Below are 16792 nucleotides of genomic sequence, written 5' to 3'. Positions count from 1 at the left end.
ATCTTATCGCTAAGAGACAAACGTGCGAATGATTTACATCATGCCGCCCATTCCTCCCATACCACCCATTCCTCCCATACCGGCCATTCCAGCACCTGAGTCTTTCGATTCTGGTTTGTCAGTAATGGTTACTTCGGTAGTGAGGATCATTGCTCCAATGGAAGCTGCGTTTTGAAGAGCAGAACGAACCACTTTTGCTGGGTCAACAACACCTGCTTTGATTAGGTCTTCCCAAACCATAGTTAGTGCATTGAATCCTTCGTTTCCTTTTTTGGCACGAGCTTGTTCTACAATCACAGATCCTTCAAGACCTGCATTCGCAGTGATCATACGTATTGGCTCTTCTAATGCACGTAAGATGATGTTCACACCAGTTTGTTCGTCACCAACTAGTTTGAGTGCTCTCACTGCATCTTGTGCACGAAGTAGTGTAAGTCCACCACCAGGTACGATTCCTTCTTCTACTGCAGCGCGAGTTGCCGAAAGTGCATCTTCTACACGAGCTTTTTTCTCTTTCATTTCTACTTCAGTAGCAGCACCCACGTGAATGACAGCAACACCACCAGCAAGTTTTGCAAGGCGTTCTTGGAGTTTTTCACGATCGTAATCAGATGTAGTATCTTCGATTTGTTTTTTGATTTGGTTTACGCGGCCTTGGATGTCTTTAGAAGCACCAGCACCTTCGATGATAGTTGTGTTTTCTTTGTCCACTACCACTTTTTTCGCGCGACCGAGCATCTTCACTTCTGCGTTTTCCAATTTCATTCCGAGGTCTTCAGAAATCACTTGGCCAGCAGTGAGAACAGCGATGTCTTCTAACATTGCTTTTCTTCTATCACCAAATCCAGGAGCTTTCACAGCCACACACTGAATGGTTTTACGAAGAGTGTTGACCACGATAGTTGCAAGAGCTTCGCCTTCCACTTCTTCTGCGATGATGACCAATGGTCGTCCCGCTTGTGCAATTTTTTCTAGCACAGGAAGAAGGTCTTTCATAGATGCAATTTTTTTGTCGTAAATTAAGATGAATGGATCGTTAAAAGTTGCGACCATTGCTTCTGGATCAGTCACCATGTAAGGTGAGATGTATCCACGATCAAATTGCATACCTTCTACGATATCAAGTGTTGTTTCGATTGATTTTGCTTCATCAACAGTGATCACACCTTCTTTACCAACTTTGTCAAAAGCTTGAGCAATTAGGTTACCGATTTCTGGATCATTGTTTGCAGAGATCGTCGCAACGTTTGCGTATTCTGCTTTGCTATTGATTTTAATTGCGTGTTTTTTGATTTCTTCCACAGCTACTACAACTGCTTTGTCAATTCCGTGTTTGAGTGCCATTGGGTTTGCACCCGCAGTTACGTTTTTCAAACCTTCATTGATGATGGCTTGTGCAAGGATGGTTGCCGTAGTGGTTCCGTCTCCAGCGATGTCGTTAGTTCTTGTAGAAACTTCCTTCACCATTTGAGCGCCCATGTTTTCGATTGCATCTTCTAATTCGATTTCTTTGGCAACAGTCACACCGTCTTTAGTGATCGTAGGGGCTCCAAATTTTTTATCGATAACTACGTTACGACCTTTTGGTCCAAGAGTTACCTTTACAGCGTTAGCAAGTTTATTGACTCCGCTAAGAAGTTTTCTACGTGCTGTTTCATCAAATTCAATTGTTTTAGCCATAATTGATTATTTCCTTTTATAATTAGTTTGTCACAACACCGAGGATGTCGCTTTCACGGATGATCAGTAAATCACGTCCGCCTTGTTTGATTTCAGTTCCGGAATATTTTCCGTAAAGAACTGTATCTCCTACCTTTACTTCTAAAGGAATGAGTTTTCCGTCTTCGTAACGTCCTTGTCCGACAGCGATGATTTTCCCTTCTTGTGGTTTTTCTTTTGCCGTGTCTGGTACGATGATGGATCCGATTTTTTCTTCCGACTCATTCTTTGGCTCTACGACCACTCGGTCGCCTAAAGGTTTGATTGATGCCATGAGTAACTCCTTGTATGCAATCTGCTAATCATTTCAGGTTTAGCACCATTTCGAAAAGAGTGCTAAACCTGATTCCCATGAAAGAATTCGGCTATGGATTTGTCAAGCACTTTCAAGCAAAGAGTGCTAAAAGAGGGTTAGAACCCGAAAAGCCCTGTTTTCTTCCGTTTCGAACCCCGTTTTGGCGTCACCCCAAGCATTCCTAGAAGTCCTCGGGTGACCTCTTTGGCTACAGTGCGGCCGACTTCCCGTGCTAGCGGATTTTTAGAGAGCGTTTCCACAAAACTGGGGTCTTCCTTTTCCTTGGCCCGTTTGGATTTGGTTCTTTTTTCGCCACTCTCTTCTTCGGCGGCTTCGGTTTCGTCAGCTATGGTTTCCATTTTTTTAGAAAGCATTTCGTGGGCGCTTTCTCGGTCGAGAGTGGTCTGGTATTTTTTCACCAAATCTGATTTTTTAATTTTTGCGTCCAGTTCGTCCGGGTTTAAAATTCCCATCCGCGAAGCTGGTGGGGCAAGCAAAGTGCGAACGAGAGGAGTGGGGCTTCCTTTGGGGCTGAGAGCTGTAATGAAGGCCTCGCCAATTCCCAGTTCGGTGATCACTTCTTTGGTATCATAAAATTCTGTTTCGGGATAATTTTCAGAAGCCGTTTTGATCGCCTTGCGGTCGTTCGCTGTAAAGGCGCGAAGTGCATGTTGGACTTTGAGACCCAGTTGGCCCAAAATTTCTTTGGGTAGGTCTGTGGGAGATTGTGTACAAAAAATAATTCCCACACCTTTGGAACGGATGAGACGCACCATGGTTTCCAATTGTTTGAGTAGATCACTCGAAGCTTCATCAAAAACCAAATGCGCTTCATCAATGAATAAAACAAGTTTCGGTTTTTCTAAATCGCCTTCTTCGGGAAAACTTGCATAAATTTCCGTGAGAAGAGACAACATAAAGGTAGAGAAGAGGCGAGGTTTGGTTTGGATATCGGTCAGACGAATGACAGAGATTTTTGCTTTTTTGGATTCTGTTTGTAAAAGATCATTCACATCAAAGGAAGGTTCTCCAAAAAAATCTTCTCCTCCTTGGCCTTCCAGTTCGATGAGTTTTCGTAAAATAATGGAGATACTTTGCGAAGAAACCGTCCCGTATTCTTTTTCCAATTCTTCTTTACCGGCATCATTGATGTATTGGAGGGCTTTTTTAAAATCTTTTGTATCTAAAATCGGAAGGCCCAAATCATCACAGTATTTAAAAACAAGAGACACGACACTGCCTTGTGTATCATTCAATTCCAAAATGCGTGAGATAAGCACTGGCCCAAATTCGGCAATGGTCGCACGAAGGCGCACTCCTGGTTCTTGAGATAGGGACAAAAATTCCACGGGATAAGAGGAGGGTTTCCAATCGATTCCGAGAGCCTTGGTTCGTTCTTTGATTTTATCATTTTCTTCCCCAGGTTCAGCTAGGCCCGAAAGGTCTCCCTTAATGTCCATAAGGACCACAGGAACTCCTGCCTCGGATAAAGACTCTGTTAGGAGTTGGAGGGTTTTGGTTTTACCGGTTCCCGTGGCACCGGCGATGAGGCCATGTCGGTTTAGAGTAGAGAGGGGAATGGAAACTGTGGCTTCCTTATGTGTTTCTCCATCGAAGATTCCAGAACCTAGATACAAAGATCCTTTGGTTGGGTATCCCTCGTTGATTTTCGAAACAAATGCGTCTGATTTTTTGGCCATTGGCGTCCCCTTAGATCCTCTACTTCTTTCGATTTAGAATCGCAGTCAATGTTTTCTATTGCAATCAAAACAATCGTTATATGCCTGAATGGCCAAAATCCAAAGAATAAATTTCTCGTACTCCTACTAATATGGTTTGAGTTTTTCGAAATTCTTTTTAAGGTTAGGATGTGGCACGTATCCAAATTTTATCCCTTTCTAAACTCGTATTTTTTTCTCTATTTGTCTCGGTTTTCATCCAATGCAATCGCTCCATCCCAAGTTTAGCCCCAGCAAAAACCATCCAAGGCGGTGTCCTTGACCTCAGTGTCGAAGACCCAAAAACGTTGGATCCCTTTCCTCTTGCGGGGGAGTGGGACGCTTTTCCAGGAGAACTTCCCGAAACAGAAGAGGAGTTTAAAGCCTTAGAAAAAAAGGAACCCCTCCGGCTTGCCGTCCCTGCATATTGGGTGAACCAAAATCTTCCTGCTCATGGATTTGTTACTTACCGTTTGAAACTAAAGGTAAACGAACCTATGAACCTAATGTTCTACCTACGGGAAACCTCATCGGCCTATAGAGCGTATTACCACAACGCGGAAAGGGGACTTGTCCTTCTCGGTTCTGCCGGGAAAGTTTCCAAAACCAAAGATGGTTCTATCGGGTATTATTTAGAAACGGCTCGCTCCTTTCGTGCCACACCCTCAACTGTTCTATATCTACAAATCTCAAATTACCTCTATTCACGTGGTGGCCCCTATTATTCCCCAGTTTTAGGAGAAGTGGGCAAAACTGTTTTGTACTTACGATTTAAAGAACGTAAAAAAGCATTTTTCTTCGCTAGTTTTTTTGTCCTTGCGATCTCTCATCTATTTCTATATATCCATCGCAGAAAAGACAAATCCCCTCTCTGGTTTTCTTTGCTTTGTATCTCTTGGCTCATCCGTATTTTACTTTTTGACCGTGTTTCGAGAGATTGGTTTCAGGCTTCCGATTGGCTTGAGATGTTGCAAATTCGAGTGGAGTACATTGCTTTTTGTGGAATTCAATGTTTTAGTCTCTTGTTTTTCTTCCAAAACCAAAAGAACTTCCTTCCTCAAAAGTACAAACGTTATCTTTTGTTACCCATCCTTTTAGAATTTTTAATCATCGCTACAACACCGTATGCTGTGTACACTAAACTTCTCATTTTTAGTCAGGTTTATATGGCGATCATTTTGGTAGTTGCTATGGTTGCCGCCTTTCGCTCCACTTTTCAAAGAGAAACCAGATACATTGGAAGTATTATTTTATTTGGAACCATCATCATGCTCTCTGCGACTATTTATGATTCCATAGTTTTTTTTAAACGTTGGGATTTGCCAATGCTTACAGAGCTCGGATTTGCTATCTTTTGTATGTGTCTTGCCATTGTAATTTCCAAACAAAATGCACATACTTGGGAAACTGCCGAATACCTAACACTCAACTTAAGAAAAGAAGTGGAATGGAAAACGATAGAACTGCGAAAAGAGAAAGAAAAAGCCGAAAAAACAGGAGAACTCAAGGATAAATTTATCTCTATTGTGTCGCATGACATTCGTTCTCCACTCTTTGGAATTTCTTCTGTATTTAATTTACTTACAGAATCACCCCCGTCACTCTCTCCAGAAAGGGCGAAACAGGTATTAGGTGAGGCGTCTACTGGACTCAAAAACATTCTCAGTATGGTAGAGGAACTCATCAAATATTCCCGATTCCAAAACGCTTCCGTATTTCCCGATTACCAACTTTTTGATTTTCGCCAAATCACAGACCAACTCATCGAACGTGTCCAAGATATGGCCAAACCCAAAAACATATCCGTCCTCACACATATAGAAGAATCCTCCATTGGAATTGGCGATCCCAACTTAATTGAACATTTGATTTGGAACTTACTCACAAATGCGGTGAAGTTTACTAAAGAATCGGGAACGGTTGAAATTTCCCTTACGGAGTCCAATAAACATTGGAGTTTGAAAGTAATCGATACGGGAATCGGTATGCCGCCATACTGGTCAGAACATATTTTAGAAGAGGGTTTTCTTTTTGTTAGGAAGGGAACAGCCGATGAAATGGGGGCAGGAGTCGGTCTTGCCTTTTGCAAAGAAGTGGCAGAACGTCATGGTGCAGAACTCATCGTTAAGTCAGAAGAAGACCAAGGAACCTCTGTTGAGTTATTACTTCCGAATTATGAAAAGATTGTTCTAATCCTTGATGACAATCCAGGATACAGAAAACAAATCCGCAAAGTTTTAAAAGACCTGCCTTGTATCCTTTGGGAAGAAGAGTATCCAGATCATGCTCTGCTTTCCGTGGGCCGTTTGAAACCTGATCTGATTATAGTGGATTTTTCCATGCCAGAAAGAACGGGTATCGATTTCTTACGAGACCTGTATTCCAATTCTGAGATGGAAGAGATTCGTTCTCTCTTAGTATCGAGTTCACACACCGATCCGAACACTGGTTATAAATTAGAAGCTACTGTGATCGAAATAGGCGGAGATGCTTTCCTTACAAAAACATCCCCGGATGAAAAGTTGGTAGAACTAGTGAAACGATTGTTAGATCTAGAAACCTAAATCAACATTTGTTCTTTGGCGCGGCCTATGAGTTCGGCAACTGTTTTTGCATTGAATCGGTCTTTGAGCCGTCCGACATGGTATTCCACAGTTCTTTTGGATAGGCCAATTTCTGTTCCAATTTCTTGGTAAGTTTTTCCGTGGCCAAGAAGCGTTAAAATTTGTTTTTCCTTTTTGTTGGCAACTTTCCCGTCTTGAGGTTTTCTATTGAAACTAAGTTTTAAGTTTTTGGAATAAACTGTTTTTCCTGCTGCAATTTCATTTAGATTCTTGGTAAGGCTACTCAGATCGTCGCTTTTTAGAAGATATCCATCCACACCGGCTTCAATGGCAGAATGAACAATGGGTTGCTCATCGAGCATGGTTAGCGTGACTACTTTTAGGTTTGGATGTTCTTTTTTCCAATCCTTTACCATGTTCAGAACGTTTTCCCCCGGAATCCGTAAGTCGAGGAGGACAAAGTCGGGTCTCGTTTCATTTATGAGAGGGGCAATTTGAGAGGCATGTTCGGCTTCTCCCACAACTTCGAAATCAGGTGAGGAGTTCACGACATGTTTTACGCCAACTCGAGTCACTGCGTGGTCTTCAACCAATAATACCTTCTTTTTAGGTGTCATATACTTCCCTTTTTTTGGAATCAGGAACCTTTTGTTCCTAGCGTTTCTCCCTAGTAGACGAAGGGAATTGCAAATATTAGTACTATTCCGTCCTATTTGTCCATAAAAAATCGTGGGTCTATCTACTTAATTTTCTCTTGCAAATTCGCGAATTTCCCCCATTTTCAGAGAAATCCTAGGAGAATTATGAATAGTAAAGTAGAGAGTCTCAAAAAAATATATCTCTTCCAAAAGTTAAACCAAGACGAACTGTTACACATTGCTGAAAAGATCAGGGAAGTTCACTTACCTCCTAGAAATGTTTTGTACGATATGGGAGAGGAAGCAGCATCCATGTACATCGTGAAGTATGGAACCTTACAGATTTCCACTTCCACAAGCCATGGGGACGATGTGAACCTCATCACTCTCGGAGAAGGGGACCATTTTGGGGAATTGCCTTTTTTTGATGATGAAAAACGCTCTGCGAAAGTGGAAGCCAAAGAAAATTCTGAATTATATGAACTTCGCTATGCTGATTTGCATGATATGTTTTCCAAAAACAAAGAAATGGAGCTCAAATTCTACAAAGAAGTGACCCATTATTATATCCGTAGGCTTCGAAAGCTCACCCACGATTTGGCTTACGCACGGGAACTTAGGAAACGATTCGCCTAGCGCCTTGTTTTTGTCTTTAAAAGACAAAATGGATTCAAATCGAGATTTTTTATCGACTACTATCGAAAAAACCTTTTCCATTCCTCAGTTTCTTCCTAATACAGCTAAGGAATGGGTTTCGGATTCCGATACTATTTACGTAGGCAGGGAGAAGGAATGCATGGTGGACCCCGAAATCCTAACCGAGAAGATCGTAACACAAAATAAGACTTTCTTGGTGGATTTGAAGAAGAACCAGGCGGGATTCTACCTGAAAGTATCGGAGTGGTCGAATAGCAAAAAGTCCTCGATCTTTCTACCGGCAGAAGGAATCGATCGAATGATCGAAATCTTGAATCAATTTAAAAGCCGGATATCCGATAATGAGAATACGAAAGACCCGGAGTTAGGAGCCTTTTAGGAGTGAGTTTCATGGGGAAATTAGGAATGACCAAACTGTTGTTAGGCCTCTTCCTTTCAATAGGAATGTTGTACGCACAGGCAGATACTGGCGGACAAAATACAGCTAACACTGCAAATGATGAGGACAGCCCTCTTAGAAAAATCGTTTTAGATGATTTTGAAGAGGCTGAGGACTGGAGAGTAAAAGCTACCACTCCACTCGGAGAAACAAGAACTTTGAAACTCGTTCAACGCGGGCTCATCAAAGATGTATTCGATGAAAAAACCGTTCCAGAAGATGGCGGGGACAAAGTCGAAAAGAACCATATTTTAGGTGTCAAAACACATTTTGCTGCTAAAGGATTGGATCGTGTTGAATTGTACCCACCACATGAGTACATCATCAAAGGGAAAGTAAGACAAATCTCTGTTTGGGTTCTTGGTAGAAAGTACAGACATACTTTATTTGCAAAATTTAGAGATTATAAAGACGTAACACATAATATCCGTTTGGGTCGCTTGGATTTCTTCGGATGGAGAAAACTTACGGCTACAATTCCAGGATTTATTCCACAAAGTACAAGATTTGCACTTTTAGATAAAAACCTGCATTTTGTTTCACTTTTTGTGACATCTGATGTTCATGAAGTGGCTGGGGACTTTTACTTCTATGTTGATGATCTTCAAGTGAGAACCGACAGATCTGAAGCAAAATACCCTGGATCTGAAATTAAGGACAATTGGTAAGCGGGAGAAAGGAACAATGGAAAACAAAAAAACAAAAATCCTAACTTTAGTGGCCCTAACGTCTCTCGCTCTCGTTGGTTTTGCCCAAGCGCAATACAAAGTATCCAATGGAGTGGCAACACCTATTGGAAACGATATTGGAGCTTTGGAACTTAAAGCCATCACTATCGAATCTTGGGACACACCAACGTCTACGGCTTCCTATGGTTGGGAAGTATTTACTGACAAAGACGGTGTGAACAAAGACGGCACGGGCGATATGAAATACGATGAGAACAATAAATACTCACCTGTTCTCAACGATCCGGCAAAATCTCCTCTTGTGATGAGAGAAGTAAAACTAATTCCAGGAAAACCTGGCGATGTAAAGAACGTAGATGCTGGAAATGCAAAAGTATTGGCAGTTAAATTCCAATTCACTTTCCCAGGTAACAACGTAGTTACAGTTCGTCCTCCTCGTGCTCCTGAATATGAAGTGACTCGAGCAAGGCCATACATCGATGCCGACAACAAAAAGAAAATCGAAAAAGTTTACGGAATCGAAGCTCCTGGAAATGTAAAAGCCATTTCAGTTTGGGTTCTCGGCCGTGGTAATGAGTACGATTTAGAAGGTTGGATCGAAGACTATAATGGCAATAGCCATATTTTCCCTTTCGGATCCTTGGACTTTGTTGGTTGGAGACCTCTCCACATCATCATCCCTCCAGGAATTCCTCAAGAGGCAAATGCCTTCCCTGCGACTAGAAATTTGATCTTCAAACAGTTTAAGATTCGTTCTAGACCAAACTCTGGTCCTGAACCCGTTTACCTTTTCTTTGATGAACTCCGAGTCCTTGCGGACACTTTCGAAGTTCACTTTGATGGGGCAAACCTTGACTTTGATGAAGAAGATTGCAAAAGCAAAGTTAAAATGGAGCAAATGCTTCAGAAGTCCGGTGCGATTTCTACAGGTGCGAAAATTCGTGATTGTAGTGGAAGTAACGGTTCTTCCCAAAACAAGTAGTTTCCTTACTCACTCCAAGGGGATTGCCTTTGGGACCCAAAGAACCCAGCCAATCGGCTGGGTTTTTTGGCTTTACAGAATCGAACGGACCTAAAAAATGAATTCTAGGACTGTTCTTTTCGCGGATTCATCGCTAAATTTACCGTAACAACTTTATAGGAACTATGAACACCCTTTATTGGAAATACGAAGAGGGAGATTCTTTTCATGCCTGATACTATTACCGAAGACAAATCAAACAAAATCGCCGACAACGACAAACTAACACCTCTCTTTAATGAGGAAATTTATGTACGTGCTGATGCTGGAACGGTTCCCGTTTCCAAATTCAAAATCTTTGACGATGTCATTGATGCATATAAGGCAGAAAATCGTTTAGCGGAAGCTAAACAAAAAATTGAAGACCATTTCAAAGAACATCCTGAGTCTATCTCCGCCAAATATATGTTAATGATTATTTCTTTCATGGAAGATTCCATGGGAGACGCAAATTTGGTGAAGAGCATTTTGGATTCTTTCAAAGCTCACGCTAAATGGACTATCATTGAATACATTACTGATTCTATTTTACGATTTGGTGACCATCGACTTGCTCTCCGCGTGAAGGCAGAGGCACTTGACAAACTCAAGAAAAACAAAGAACTCAAAGTGGTTCTTGAAAAACTTGCCAAACAAGATCGTAAAAACCCAGAGATTGCAAAGAAGTATGGCTTTTCCATTATGGAAGAGGACAAACCAAAAGCAATCTCCTATCTCAAACTCGCAGTTGAGATGTATGCAAAGAACAAAGAATACGTTCCGATGGAAGAAATTTGGCCTACCATCGTTCAAAACAACTATGAAGACGTTTCTTTCTTCGACAAAATTGAACGTATCCTACTTGGCCAAAGAGAAAAAACTCGCCTTGTTGGACTTCTTTATCCAATCGTCGAACCTTTTAAGGCGATGGAAGATTGGGATCATGTTATCTACTTCTTAAAAAAGATTTTAGAACATGAAGCTGCATCACAAAAAGCAAGAAACGAACTCATTCGTGCTTACAAACAAAAATACACAGCGCACTCACTACTAGAAGACTTCCTCAAGATGAGTGAACTTGGTAACAACCGTAAACCGGTTAAACTTTGTATCACCAACTTTGAAAGAAATATCGTATTTGATACTGGTAACTATGTAATGCATAGAAACTGGGGTGTAGGTAAAATTACATCCATCTCCCAAACTGGAGATTCTATCTTTGTTGATTTTGAAGAAAAGAAAGACCACAAACTTTCGATCCAAATGGCTATCACTTCTTTAAAACCACTCAAGAAAGATCATATTTGGGTGCAACACTATGAAGACAAAAATGGTATCAACACCATGTTTGCTGAGAACTTACCTGAGTTCTTAAAACAACTTCTGAAATCTTATGACAACCGAATGATCATTGGTGACATGAAGAATGAACTCATCGGAACTTTTTTGAAAGCAGATGAGTGGTCTAAATGGTGGGCGAAGGTAAAATCGGTTCTGAAAAAAGAAGCGAATATCGGAATGAATCCTAAGAAAAAGGATGAAGTAGTGTATCATGAAAAACCGATCACTCACTCCGAAACCTTAACTCAGAAATTCCAAGCAACAACGGACACCAATAAAAAATTAGAAATCGCGATGGAAGCGGTTCGAGATGCAGATGAAGCAGCAGAAGCTGGTGACTTTTTTATCTCTCATTACGGTGAAGAAGAATCTGCAAGAGATTCCATTCGTAAACTTTCGGCTTATTTGTATTTAGAAGAAGCAAGTAAAGCTTGGCCGACAGAAGAGTTTTCTCATAAAATTCGTGAACAAGAATTAACAACGCTCATTCAGTCCCTTTCTAAAGACGAAGCTCTGAAGATCTCTAAAGCATTGGAAAATACGGATATCAAAAAAGGATTCAAGGATCTTATTCGTACCTACCATCCAGAGGCAATCAATATCCTTATTGGTCTTTTATTTGAAGTTCCGGTAAAGGTAAACAGATCTGTTTTCCAAAACTTGGTAGCAGATGAAAAATTTGCAGAACTCAATTTGTTTGTAGAAACAGTTTCTAACAAATCAAAAGAAAACCCAGAAGTTTTCCTTTGGGTGGCGAAATCCATCTTATCTCATACTTGGAAGTTTGATTGGCTCAAAGTCAGTGAAGAAGATTTGGTTCTTCGCGTTTTCCGAATCCTCAAACCCCTTGCGAAGATTGAAGATAAAGGAACCAAACTCAAAAACCAAGCGATGGACATTCTTTTTGGAAAGGACAATAGTCTTCTCCGAGACATTTTAACCAACGCTGACGATGAGTATGTTCGTAAACTTTTTGCCCTTTTCAAAGAAGTTCCTTATGTAACGGATTTAGAAAAAGACCAACTTTATGCACTTATCAATGAACTCAAACCAAACATTGTTTGGGACGAATACGATTCAGAAGAAGATGCTGATGATGATCCTTTAGCGAACCTTCCAAACGATGTGGTTCTTGTGACTCGTCGTGCCTTCAATGCTAAAAAACAAGAGTTTGAACACCTTGTAAACGTAGAGATGGCTGAAAACTCTCGTGATATCGGAGAGGCCCAAGAGAAAGGGGACTTACGAGAAAACGCAGAATACAAAGCAGCGATGGAAAAACAATCTCAGTTACAAGCTGCCATCAAACGATTGGAAGCAGAACTGAAGAGTGCAAGGATTCTCGACCTAAGTGATGTAAAATCAGACAAAGTAGGAATAGGGACCACTGTGCGTTTGAAAAACAAACAAAGTGGCGAAGTGGTTACATACTCGATTCTTGGTGCTTGGGACGCGGATACAGAAAAGAATATCATTTCTTATCAGTCACCACTCGCAAAATCACTTCTCGGAAAACATACTGGAAACGAAGCATTGCTTGTTTTCGGATCCACAGAAACTGTTTACGAAGTATTGGATATTGCTCGTTACTCCATGACAGGGCAAGAGGCCTGAAGTTCTTCTGCCCAACCGCTAGTAGAAATTAAATCCACAAACGGTTCGGAAACATTTCCGGCAAAGTCAAAGGCCTTAGCTTCCAAAAGAAGATAAGGCCTTTCTTTTTGTAGACTCTTCGGAATGAGAACTCGGATCGCACGCCTGTCGGGATCGTATTCATAGGGATATGTTTGTCCATCGATAGAGAGTTCTACGCTGGTTCGAAATCCACTTCCCACATCTCCAATGACATAAAACCTTTCTTCAAAACAATGGTTCCTCACTTCCGGAAGTTCGATGTAGCGAGCAAGGGAGGTCATAGGAAAGATCGTCGGTGGAGTTTCATCAGACAAAACCATAACAAACCCGAGTTTGGTGAGTTTAAAACTAAAACCGTTATATTTTCTTTTTTGGGTGATGGATTGAAATTTCTGAATGGAAGAATCATAAAAATAGAGAGATTCTTTAGTGGTGGGCGTATAACCGATATTCCATTCTCCTAATCCTTCTCCCTTCCAGCTCATTTTTTTGGAATCTATTTGGTAGATTTTTCCTTTGAGGGGTAGACCTGCTGGAATTTTGAAAGGAATATCTTTTTCACTGATTTCGTTAATAAGTAAAGTTCCTTCTCCAGAAACTTCGGCCTTGGATAAATCCAAACTGATTTTTCCTTCTAGAGAGCTGTAATTGTTTCCATTCTTCCGATTCTTAACAAATCGAATATGATCTGTATCATTCTTTTCATGAATCACAACAAAAGATACCGAAGATTTGTTTCCTGTTGCATCCCGAAGTGAAGCTTCTAATTCTAATTTTTCTTTCGGTTGGTAACTTTCCAAATCTAAGGAAAAACCTTCGTCTTTAAAATTTTTGGACTGTTCATATATATGATAGAAGTATACCGGAGGGGATAAGGATGATCTGTTAATGTCGTAGAACTGGTGTTTTTTGGACCCATCTTCATAAGCTAAAAAGTCGAAATTACGACTGAAAATAGTCCTTCCATTCACAGACAAGTCCATTCCATACACGTTGTTTTTGTTCCGAGATCGAATGAAGTCATAACCACTCAAACGAATGCGGACCTTCCCCGTGAGAGTGATAGATTCAAATAAATCCCCCGTGTCCGTAAACAATTCATACTTCCTCTTGGACTTTTCTTTGGCCAAAAGAAGGATGGGTTTTTCTAAATTATCCCCCTCTAAATACATAGAAAGGATCGTAGGGGGAGTGGTATCTTTTTGATGGATTTCTTGAAAGTAAAGAGGATTGATATTTCCTTTTTCCGATCGAAATTCTAAGTGTAAGTGTGATATCCCTGATCCTGATTCTCCTGTTTTTCCAAGCGAGTTTCCTTTTTTGGTCGTAAATAGCCCCGGCGGAAGTTTGAGTTGAAAACCGTTTGGATCTCCCATTAGTAGAATGGCTTGCCTTAATAGTTCTAAATCATACAAACTACCACCAAAGGAATGTAAGTGGGCGTATTTTGATTTCAATTTATATTTTGGACTATAAAGATTTAGAGAAAGCCCATATCCAGTTTTTGAATAACTGATTTCTTCAATGTAACCATCAAACGTTGCTAAGATGCTATGACCATTCAGGCCATAAGATTTGAAATCAGATCCCAAATGTAAATTGTGGTTACGAATTTCGGCAAAGGTTCCAGAAACCGGAGAATAGTAAGGTAGGGGAAAACCCACCTCATTATGGGGAATTTCTGGAATTTTAGTTTGCCCCCATAGAGTTAAGGGGTAAAGGCAAAGTAGGATTGTGAAAGTACGAAGAGGGGATATCTCCATGGGAAAATAAGATTCCTACCGCTTCCTTTGTCATGCCTTTCCTGAAATCCAGAGAATTTCCCTTCATTTCGATTCCCTTGACAAACTAGACTTGGGACCTAGGATGACAGGGAACATTTCTGTATGAAACAAGGCATTGTATCCTTTTTAATTCTCGCCCTTTCTGGCTGTGCCTTTTTATCGAAGGAACCGGGAAGACCTCCCAAAATAGATGGAGTTCCTGTCCCCGATTCCAAACGATTGATCTACATTCAAAATGTTAGAAATAACACATACTCTCCCGGAATGCACACCCGACTTACCCAAATGATTATGGAAGAAATTGACAGACGCGGAAGGTTTATCACAACAAGAGAAAAAACTCTCGCGAAATACCGGTTGTATGCGGAGATTGTTCACTACCAACAAGTCGGAGATCTTATGGATCTTGCGGACAGACAAATCACCTCGGAACTATTCGTAGTCACTCGAGTGGAAATCATTGAGGCGGAGACGGGAAATAAAATCCCTATGGAACGCAGTGAAATTCCTGGACGGGTCCATTTTTCTACGCAGATTGGATTTCGGGAATCAGAATTGGAAGCTCAGAATCGCCTGCTTCGGGTGATGGCACTTCGAATTGCTGAAGAATCAGAAAGAGCATGGTATTATTCTCTTTCTGGAATTTTGAATTAAGTTGAATCATTAGGAGACAAACCTTGCAAAACGATCCTATTTCCAGCGATGACACAAAAAAAGAGATGCTCGCCTTTGAAGAGTATCTTAAAGAAAAAGGACTTAAAATCACCAACCAACGCTTGTTAGTTGCTCAAAAGATTTTTTCTTCACACAATCATTTTACCGCCGAAGGTCTTTTGGATGAATTAAAGGACAATAAGGATCGTATTTCCAAAGCAACCATCTACAGAATCCTAGCGATTATGGTGGAGGCTGGTCTACTCGAAGAACATGACTTTGGGAAAGATTATAAATACTACGAACATATCATTGGCCATGAACACCATGACCATATCATCTGTATGCAATGTGGTCGCATTGTAGAATTTATCGATGAACGAATTGAAGAACTACAAAACAAAGCTGCCTCAGAAAATGGGTTTACCATCACTGGACATAGTTTGAATATATTTGGTAATTGTTTAAATTTTGCGAATTGTGAACATAAAATCAGAAAATAGTGTCTTCTATTTTTAAAGAAAGATCGAAAGACCCTGGTTCTTTTGCAAGGACCGGAACATTACTCCTAAACGGAATCCAAATTGAAACTCCTATCTTTATGCCTGTGGGAACAAGAGGGAGTGTCAAATCTCTGTCTTCTGCAGACATCGATGAATTGGGTTATAACTTAATCCTTGCCAATACTTACCATTTATATCTAAAACCGGGTAAAGAAGTATTAGATCACTTTCATGGTCTAAAAAACTTCATGTCTTACAAACGAGCCTTACTCACTGATTCCGGTGGGTTTCAGGTTTTTAGTCTCGCAAGCCTCTTTAAATTTGAAGAGGATGGAGTTCGGTTCCAATCTCATATTGATGGCAGCCACCATAAATTCACACCAGCTTCTGTCATTGAAATGCAACGTTCCATTGGATCCGATATCATGATGGTCCTCGATGATTGTGCGCCCTACGGAAGTGATCTGGGACGATTGGAGCTGGCACTGGATAGAACACACCGCTGGGCCAAAGAATCATTCGAATATTGGATGGAAAAGCCGAATGGTCAAAATGTATTCCCTATCGTTCAGGGAGGAGTCAATGAATCCCTTCGAAAACGAAGTTTAGATACATTACAAAATATAAATTTTCCAGGGATTGCCATTGGGGGACTCAGTGTCGGGGAGCCGAGGCCAGAATACATTCGTATTTTAGAATGTATGGCACCTTATTTCGACCAGGCGCGCCCTCGTTATCTAATGGGTGTAGGAACCGTTGTGGACATTCTGGAAGGCGTAAAGAATGGTGTAGACATGTTTGACTGTGTGTTGCCGACAAGGAACGCTAGAAATGGCCAAGTGTTCACTTCTTTTGGCAAACTCAACTTAAGGAATGAAATCCATCGATTGGCAGATGGTCCCATTGACCCAGAATGTGGGTGTAAGGTTTGTAAAACATATAGCCTTGGCTACATCCGCCACTTACATAAGGTGAAGGAATTGACTGCTTTCTCACTCTCAACGTATCATAACTTATATTTTATGCAGAGCTTCATGGAAAGGATGCGAAAGTCTATAGAAATAGGCAATTTTAAGGGCTTTTATGACCATTGGAAAAATTTGTTTGGTAGCTGAAATTATTAGGTTGACGTATCTCTTTTTTTTGAATGCAATTG

At 40.8% G+C, this 16792-nt stretch carries 14 protein-coding genes; 9 read left to right on the top strand and 5 right to left on the bottom strand.

All coding sequences use genetic code 11. The features are described from left to right. Positions 1-33: 33 nt before the first annotated feature. The 3 genes from groL to LEP1GSC195_RS04495 form a co-directional block, all read right to left on the bottom strand. Positions 34-1680 carry a chaperonin GroEL gene (gene groL, locus LEP1GSC195_RS04505; RefSeq protein WP_015680327.1) on the bottom strand — a complete coding sequence of 549 codons (1647 nt, stop codon included), beginning with the start codon at positions 1678-1680 and terminating at the stop codon, positions 34-36. A gap of 22 nt (positions 1681-1702) precedes the next feature. Further along, on the bottom strand, positions 1703-1993 hold the full coding sequence (gene groES, locus LEP1GSC195_RS04500) for a co-chaperone GroES (RefSeq protein WP_002975196.1): 291 nt from the start codon (positions 1991-1993) through the stop codon (positions 1703-1705). A gap of 137 nt (positions 1994-2130) precedes the next feature. After that, positions 2131-3714 carry a helicase HerA-like domain-containing protein gene (locus tag LEP1GSC195_RS04495; RefSeq protein ID WP_015680288.1) on the bottom strand — a complete coding sequence of 528 codons (1584 nt, stop codon included), beginning with the start codon at positions 3712-3714 and terminating at the stop codon, positions 2131-2133. A 170-nt stretch (positions 3715-3884) separates the two neighbouring features. Between LEP1GSC195_RS04495 and LEP1GSC195_RS04490 the strand changes: the two genes are divergently transcribed. After that, positions 3885-6296: a hybrid sensor histidine kinase/response regulator gene (locus tag LEP1GSC195_RS04490; RefSeq protein ID WP_015680349.1), complete on the top strand. Its 2412-nt coding sequence runs from the start codon at positions 3885-3887 to the stop codon at positions 6294-6296. Here LEP1GSC195_RS04490 and LEP1GSC195_RS04485 read toward each other — a convergent pair. Beyond that, positions 6293-6913: a response regulator transcription factor gene (locus LEP1GSC195_RS04485; RefSeq protein WP_015680340.1), complete on the bottom strand. Its 621-nt coding sequence runs from the start codon at positions 6911-6913 to the stop codon at positions 6293-6295. The two genes, LEP1GSC195_RS04490 and LEP1GSC195_RS04485, sit on opposite strands and share 4 nt — an antisense overlap. Positions 6914-7096: 183 nt before the next feature. Between LEP1GSC195_RS04485 and LEP1GSC195_RS04480 the strand changes: the two genes are divergently transcribed. From LEP1GSC195_RS04480 to greA, 5 genes are all read left to right on the top strand, one after another. After that, positions 7097-7570, top strand: a complete 474-nt coding sequence (locus LEP1GSC195_RS04480) for a cyclic nucleotide-binding domain-containing protein (protein WP_198012771.1) — start codon at positions 7097-7099, stop codon at positions 7568-7570. Between the two features lie 163 nt (positions 7571-7733). Then, complete coding sequence (locus LEP1GSC195_RS20210) at positions 7734-7970, top strand: DNA-binding protein (RefSeq protein ID WP_002975368.1); 237 nt, start codon at positions 7734-7736, stop codon at positions 7968-7970. Positions 7971-7981: 11 nt separating this feature from the next. Further along, positions 7982-8698 (top strand): flagellar filament outer layer protein FlaA2, encoded by a 717-nt coding sequence (gene flaA2 / locus LEP1GSC195_RS04470; protein ID WP_015680398.1) that lies wholly within the window; start codon positions 7982-7984, stop codon positions 8696-8698. A gap of 16 nt (positions 8699-8714) precedes the next feature. Continuing rightward, complete coding sequence (gene flaA1 / locus LEP1GSC195_RS04465) at positions 8715-9701, top strand: flagellar filament outer layer protein FlaA1 (RefSeq protein ID WP_015680290.1); 987 nt, start codon at positions 8715-8717, stop codon at positions 9699-9701. Positions 9702-9908: 207 nt separating this feature from the next. Beyond that, a complete protein-coding gene (gene greA, locus LEP1GSC195_RS04460; protein WP_015680299.1) occupies positions 9909-12674 on the top strand; it encodes a transcription elongation factor GreA in 2766 nt (921 codons plus the stop codon). On the opposite strand, the gene LEP1GSC195_RS04455 is transcribed toward greA, so the two are convergent. Then, positions 12647-14458, bottom strand: a complete 1812-nt coding sequence (locus LEP1GSC195_RS04455) for a hypothetical protein (RefSeq protein WP_015680474.1) — start codon at positions 14456-14458, stop codon at positions 12647-12649. The two genes, greA and LEP1GSC195_RS04455, sit on opposite strands and share 28 nt — an antisense overlap. 123 nt (positions 14459-14581) lie before the next feature. Between LEP1GSC195_RS04455 and LEP1GSC195_RS04450 the strand changes: the two genes are divergently transcribed. The 3 genes from LEP1GSC195_RS04450 to tgt all read left to right on the top strand — a co-directional run bounded on the left by LEP1GSC195_RS04450 (position 14582) and on the right by tgt (position 16751). Beyond that, positions 14582-15133, top strand: coding sequence for an LPS assembly lipoprotein LptE (locus LEP1GSC195_RS04450; RefSeq protein WP_015680393.1), 552 nt, complete (start codon positions 14582-14584; stop codon positions 15131-15133). Between the two features lie 65 nt (positions 15134-15198). Then, a complete protein-coding gene (locus tag LEP1GSC195_RS04445) occupies positions 15199-15636 on the top strand; it encodes a Fur family transcriptional regulator (RefSeq protein WP_232227702.1) in 438 nt (145 codons plus the stop codon). Further along, on the top strand, positions 15636-16751 hold the full coding sequence (tgt, locus tag LEP1GSC195_RS04440) for a tRNA guanosine(34) transglycosylase Tgt (protein ID WP_015680255.1): 1116 nt from the start codon (positions 15636-15638) through the stop codon (positions 16749-16751). The genes LEP1GSC195_RS04445 and tgt overlap by 1 nt, the downstream gene beginning before the upstream one ends. Positions 16752-16792: the final 41 nt, after the last annotated feature.

It is taken from the genome of Leptospira wolbachii serovar Codice str. CDC (genome assembly GCF_000332515.2).
Classification (GTDB): Bacteria; Spirochaetota; Leptospiria; order Leptospirales; family Leptospiraceae; genus Leptospira_A; species Leptospira_A wolbachii.
This window is presented reverse-complemented; position numbering and strand designations above follow the sequence as displayed.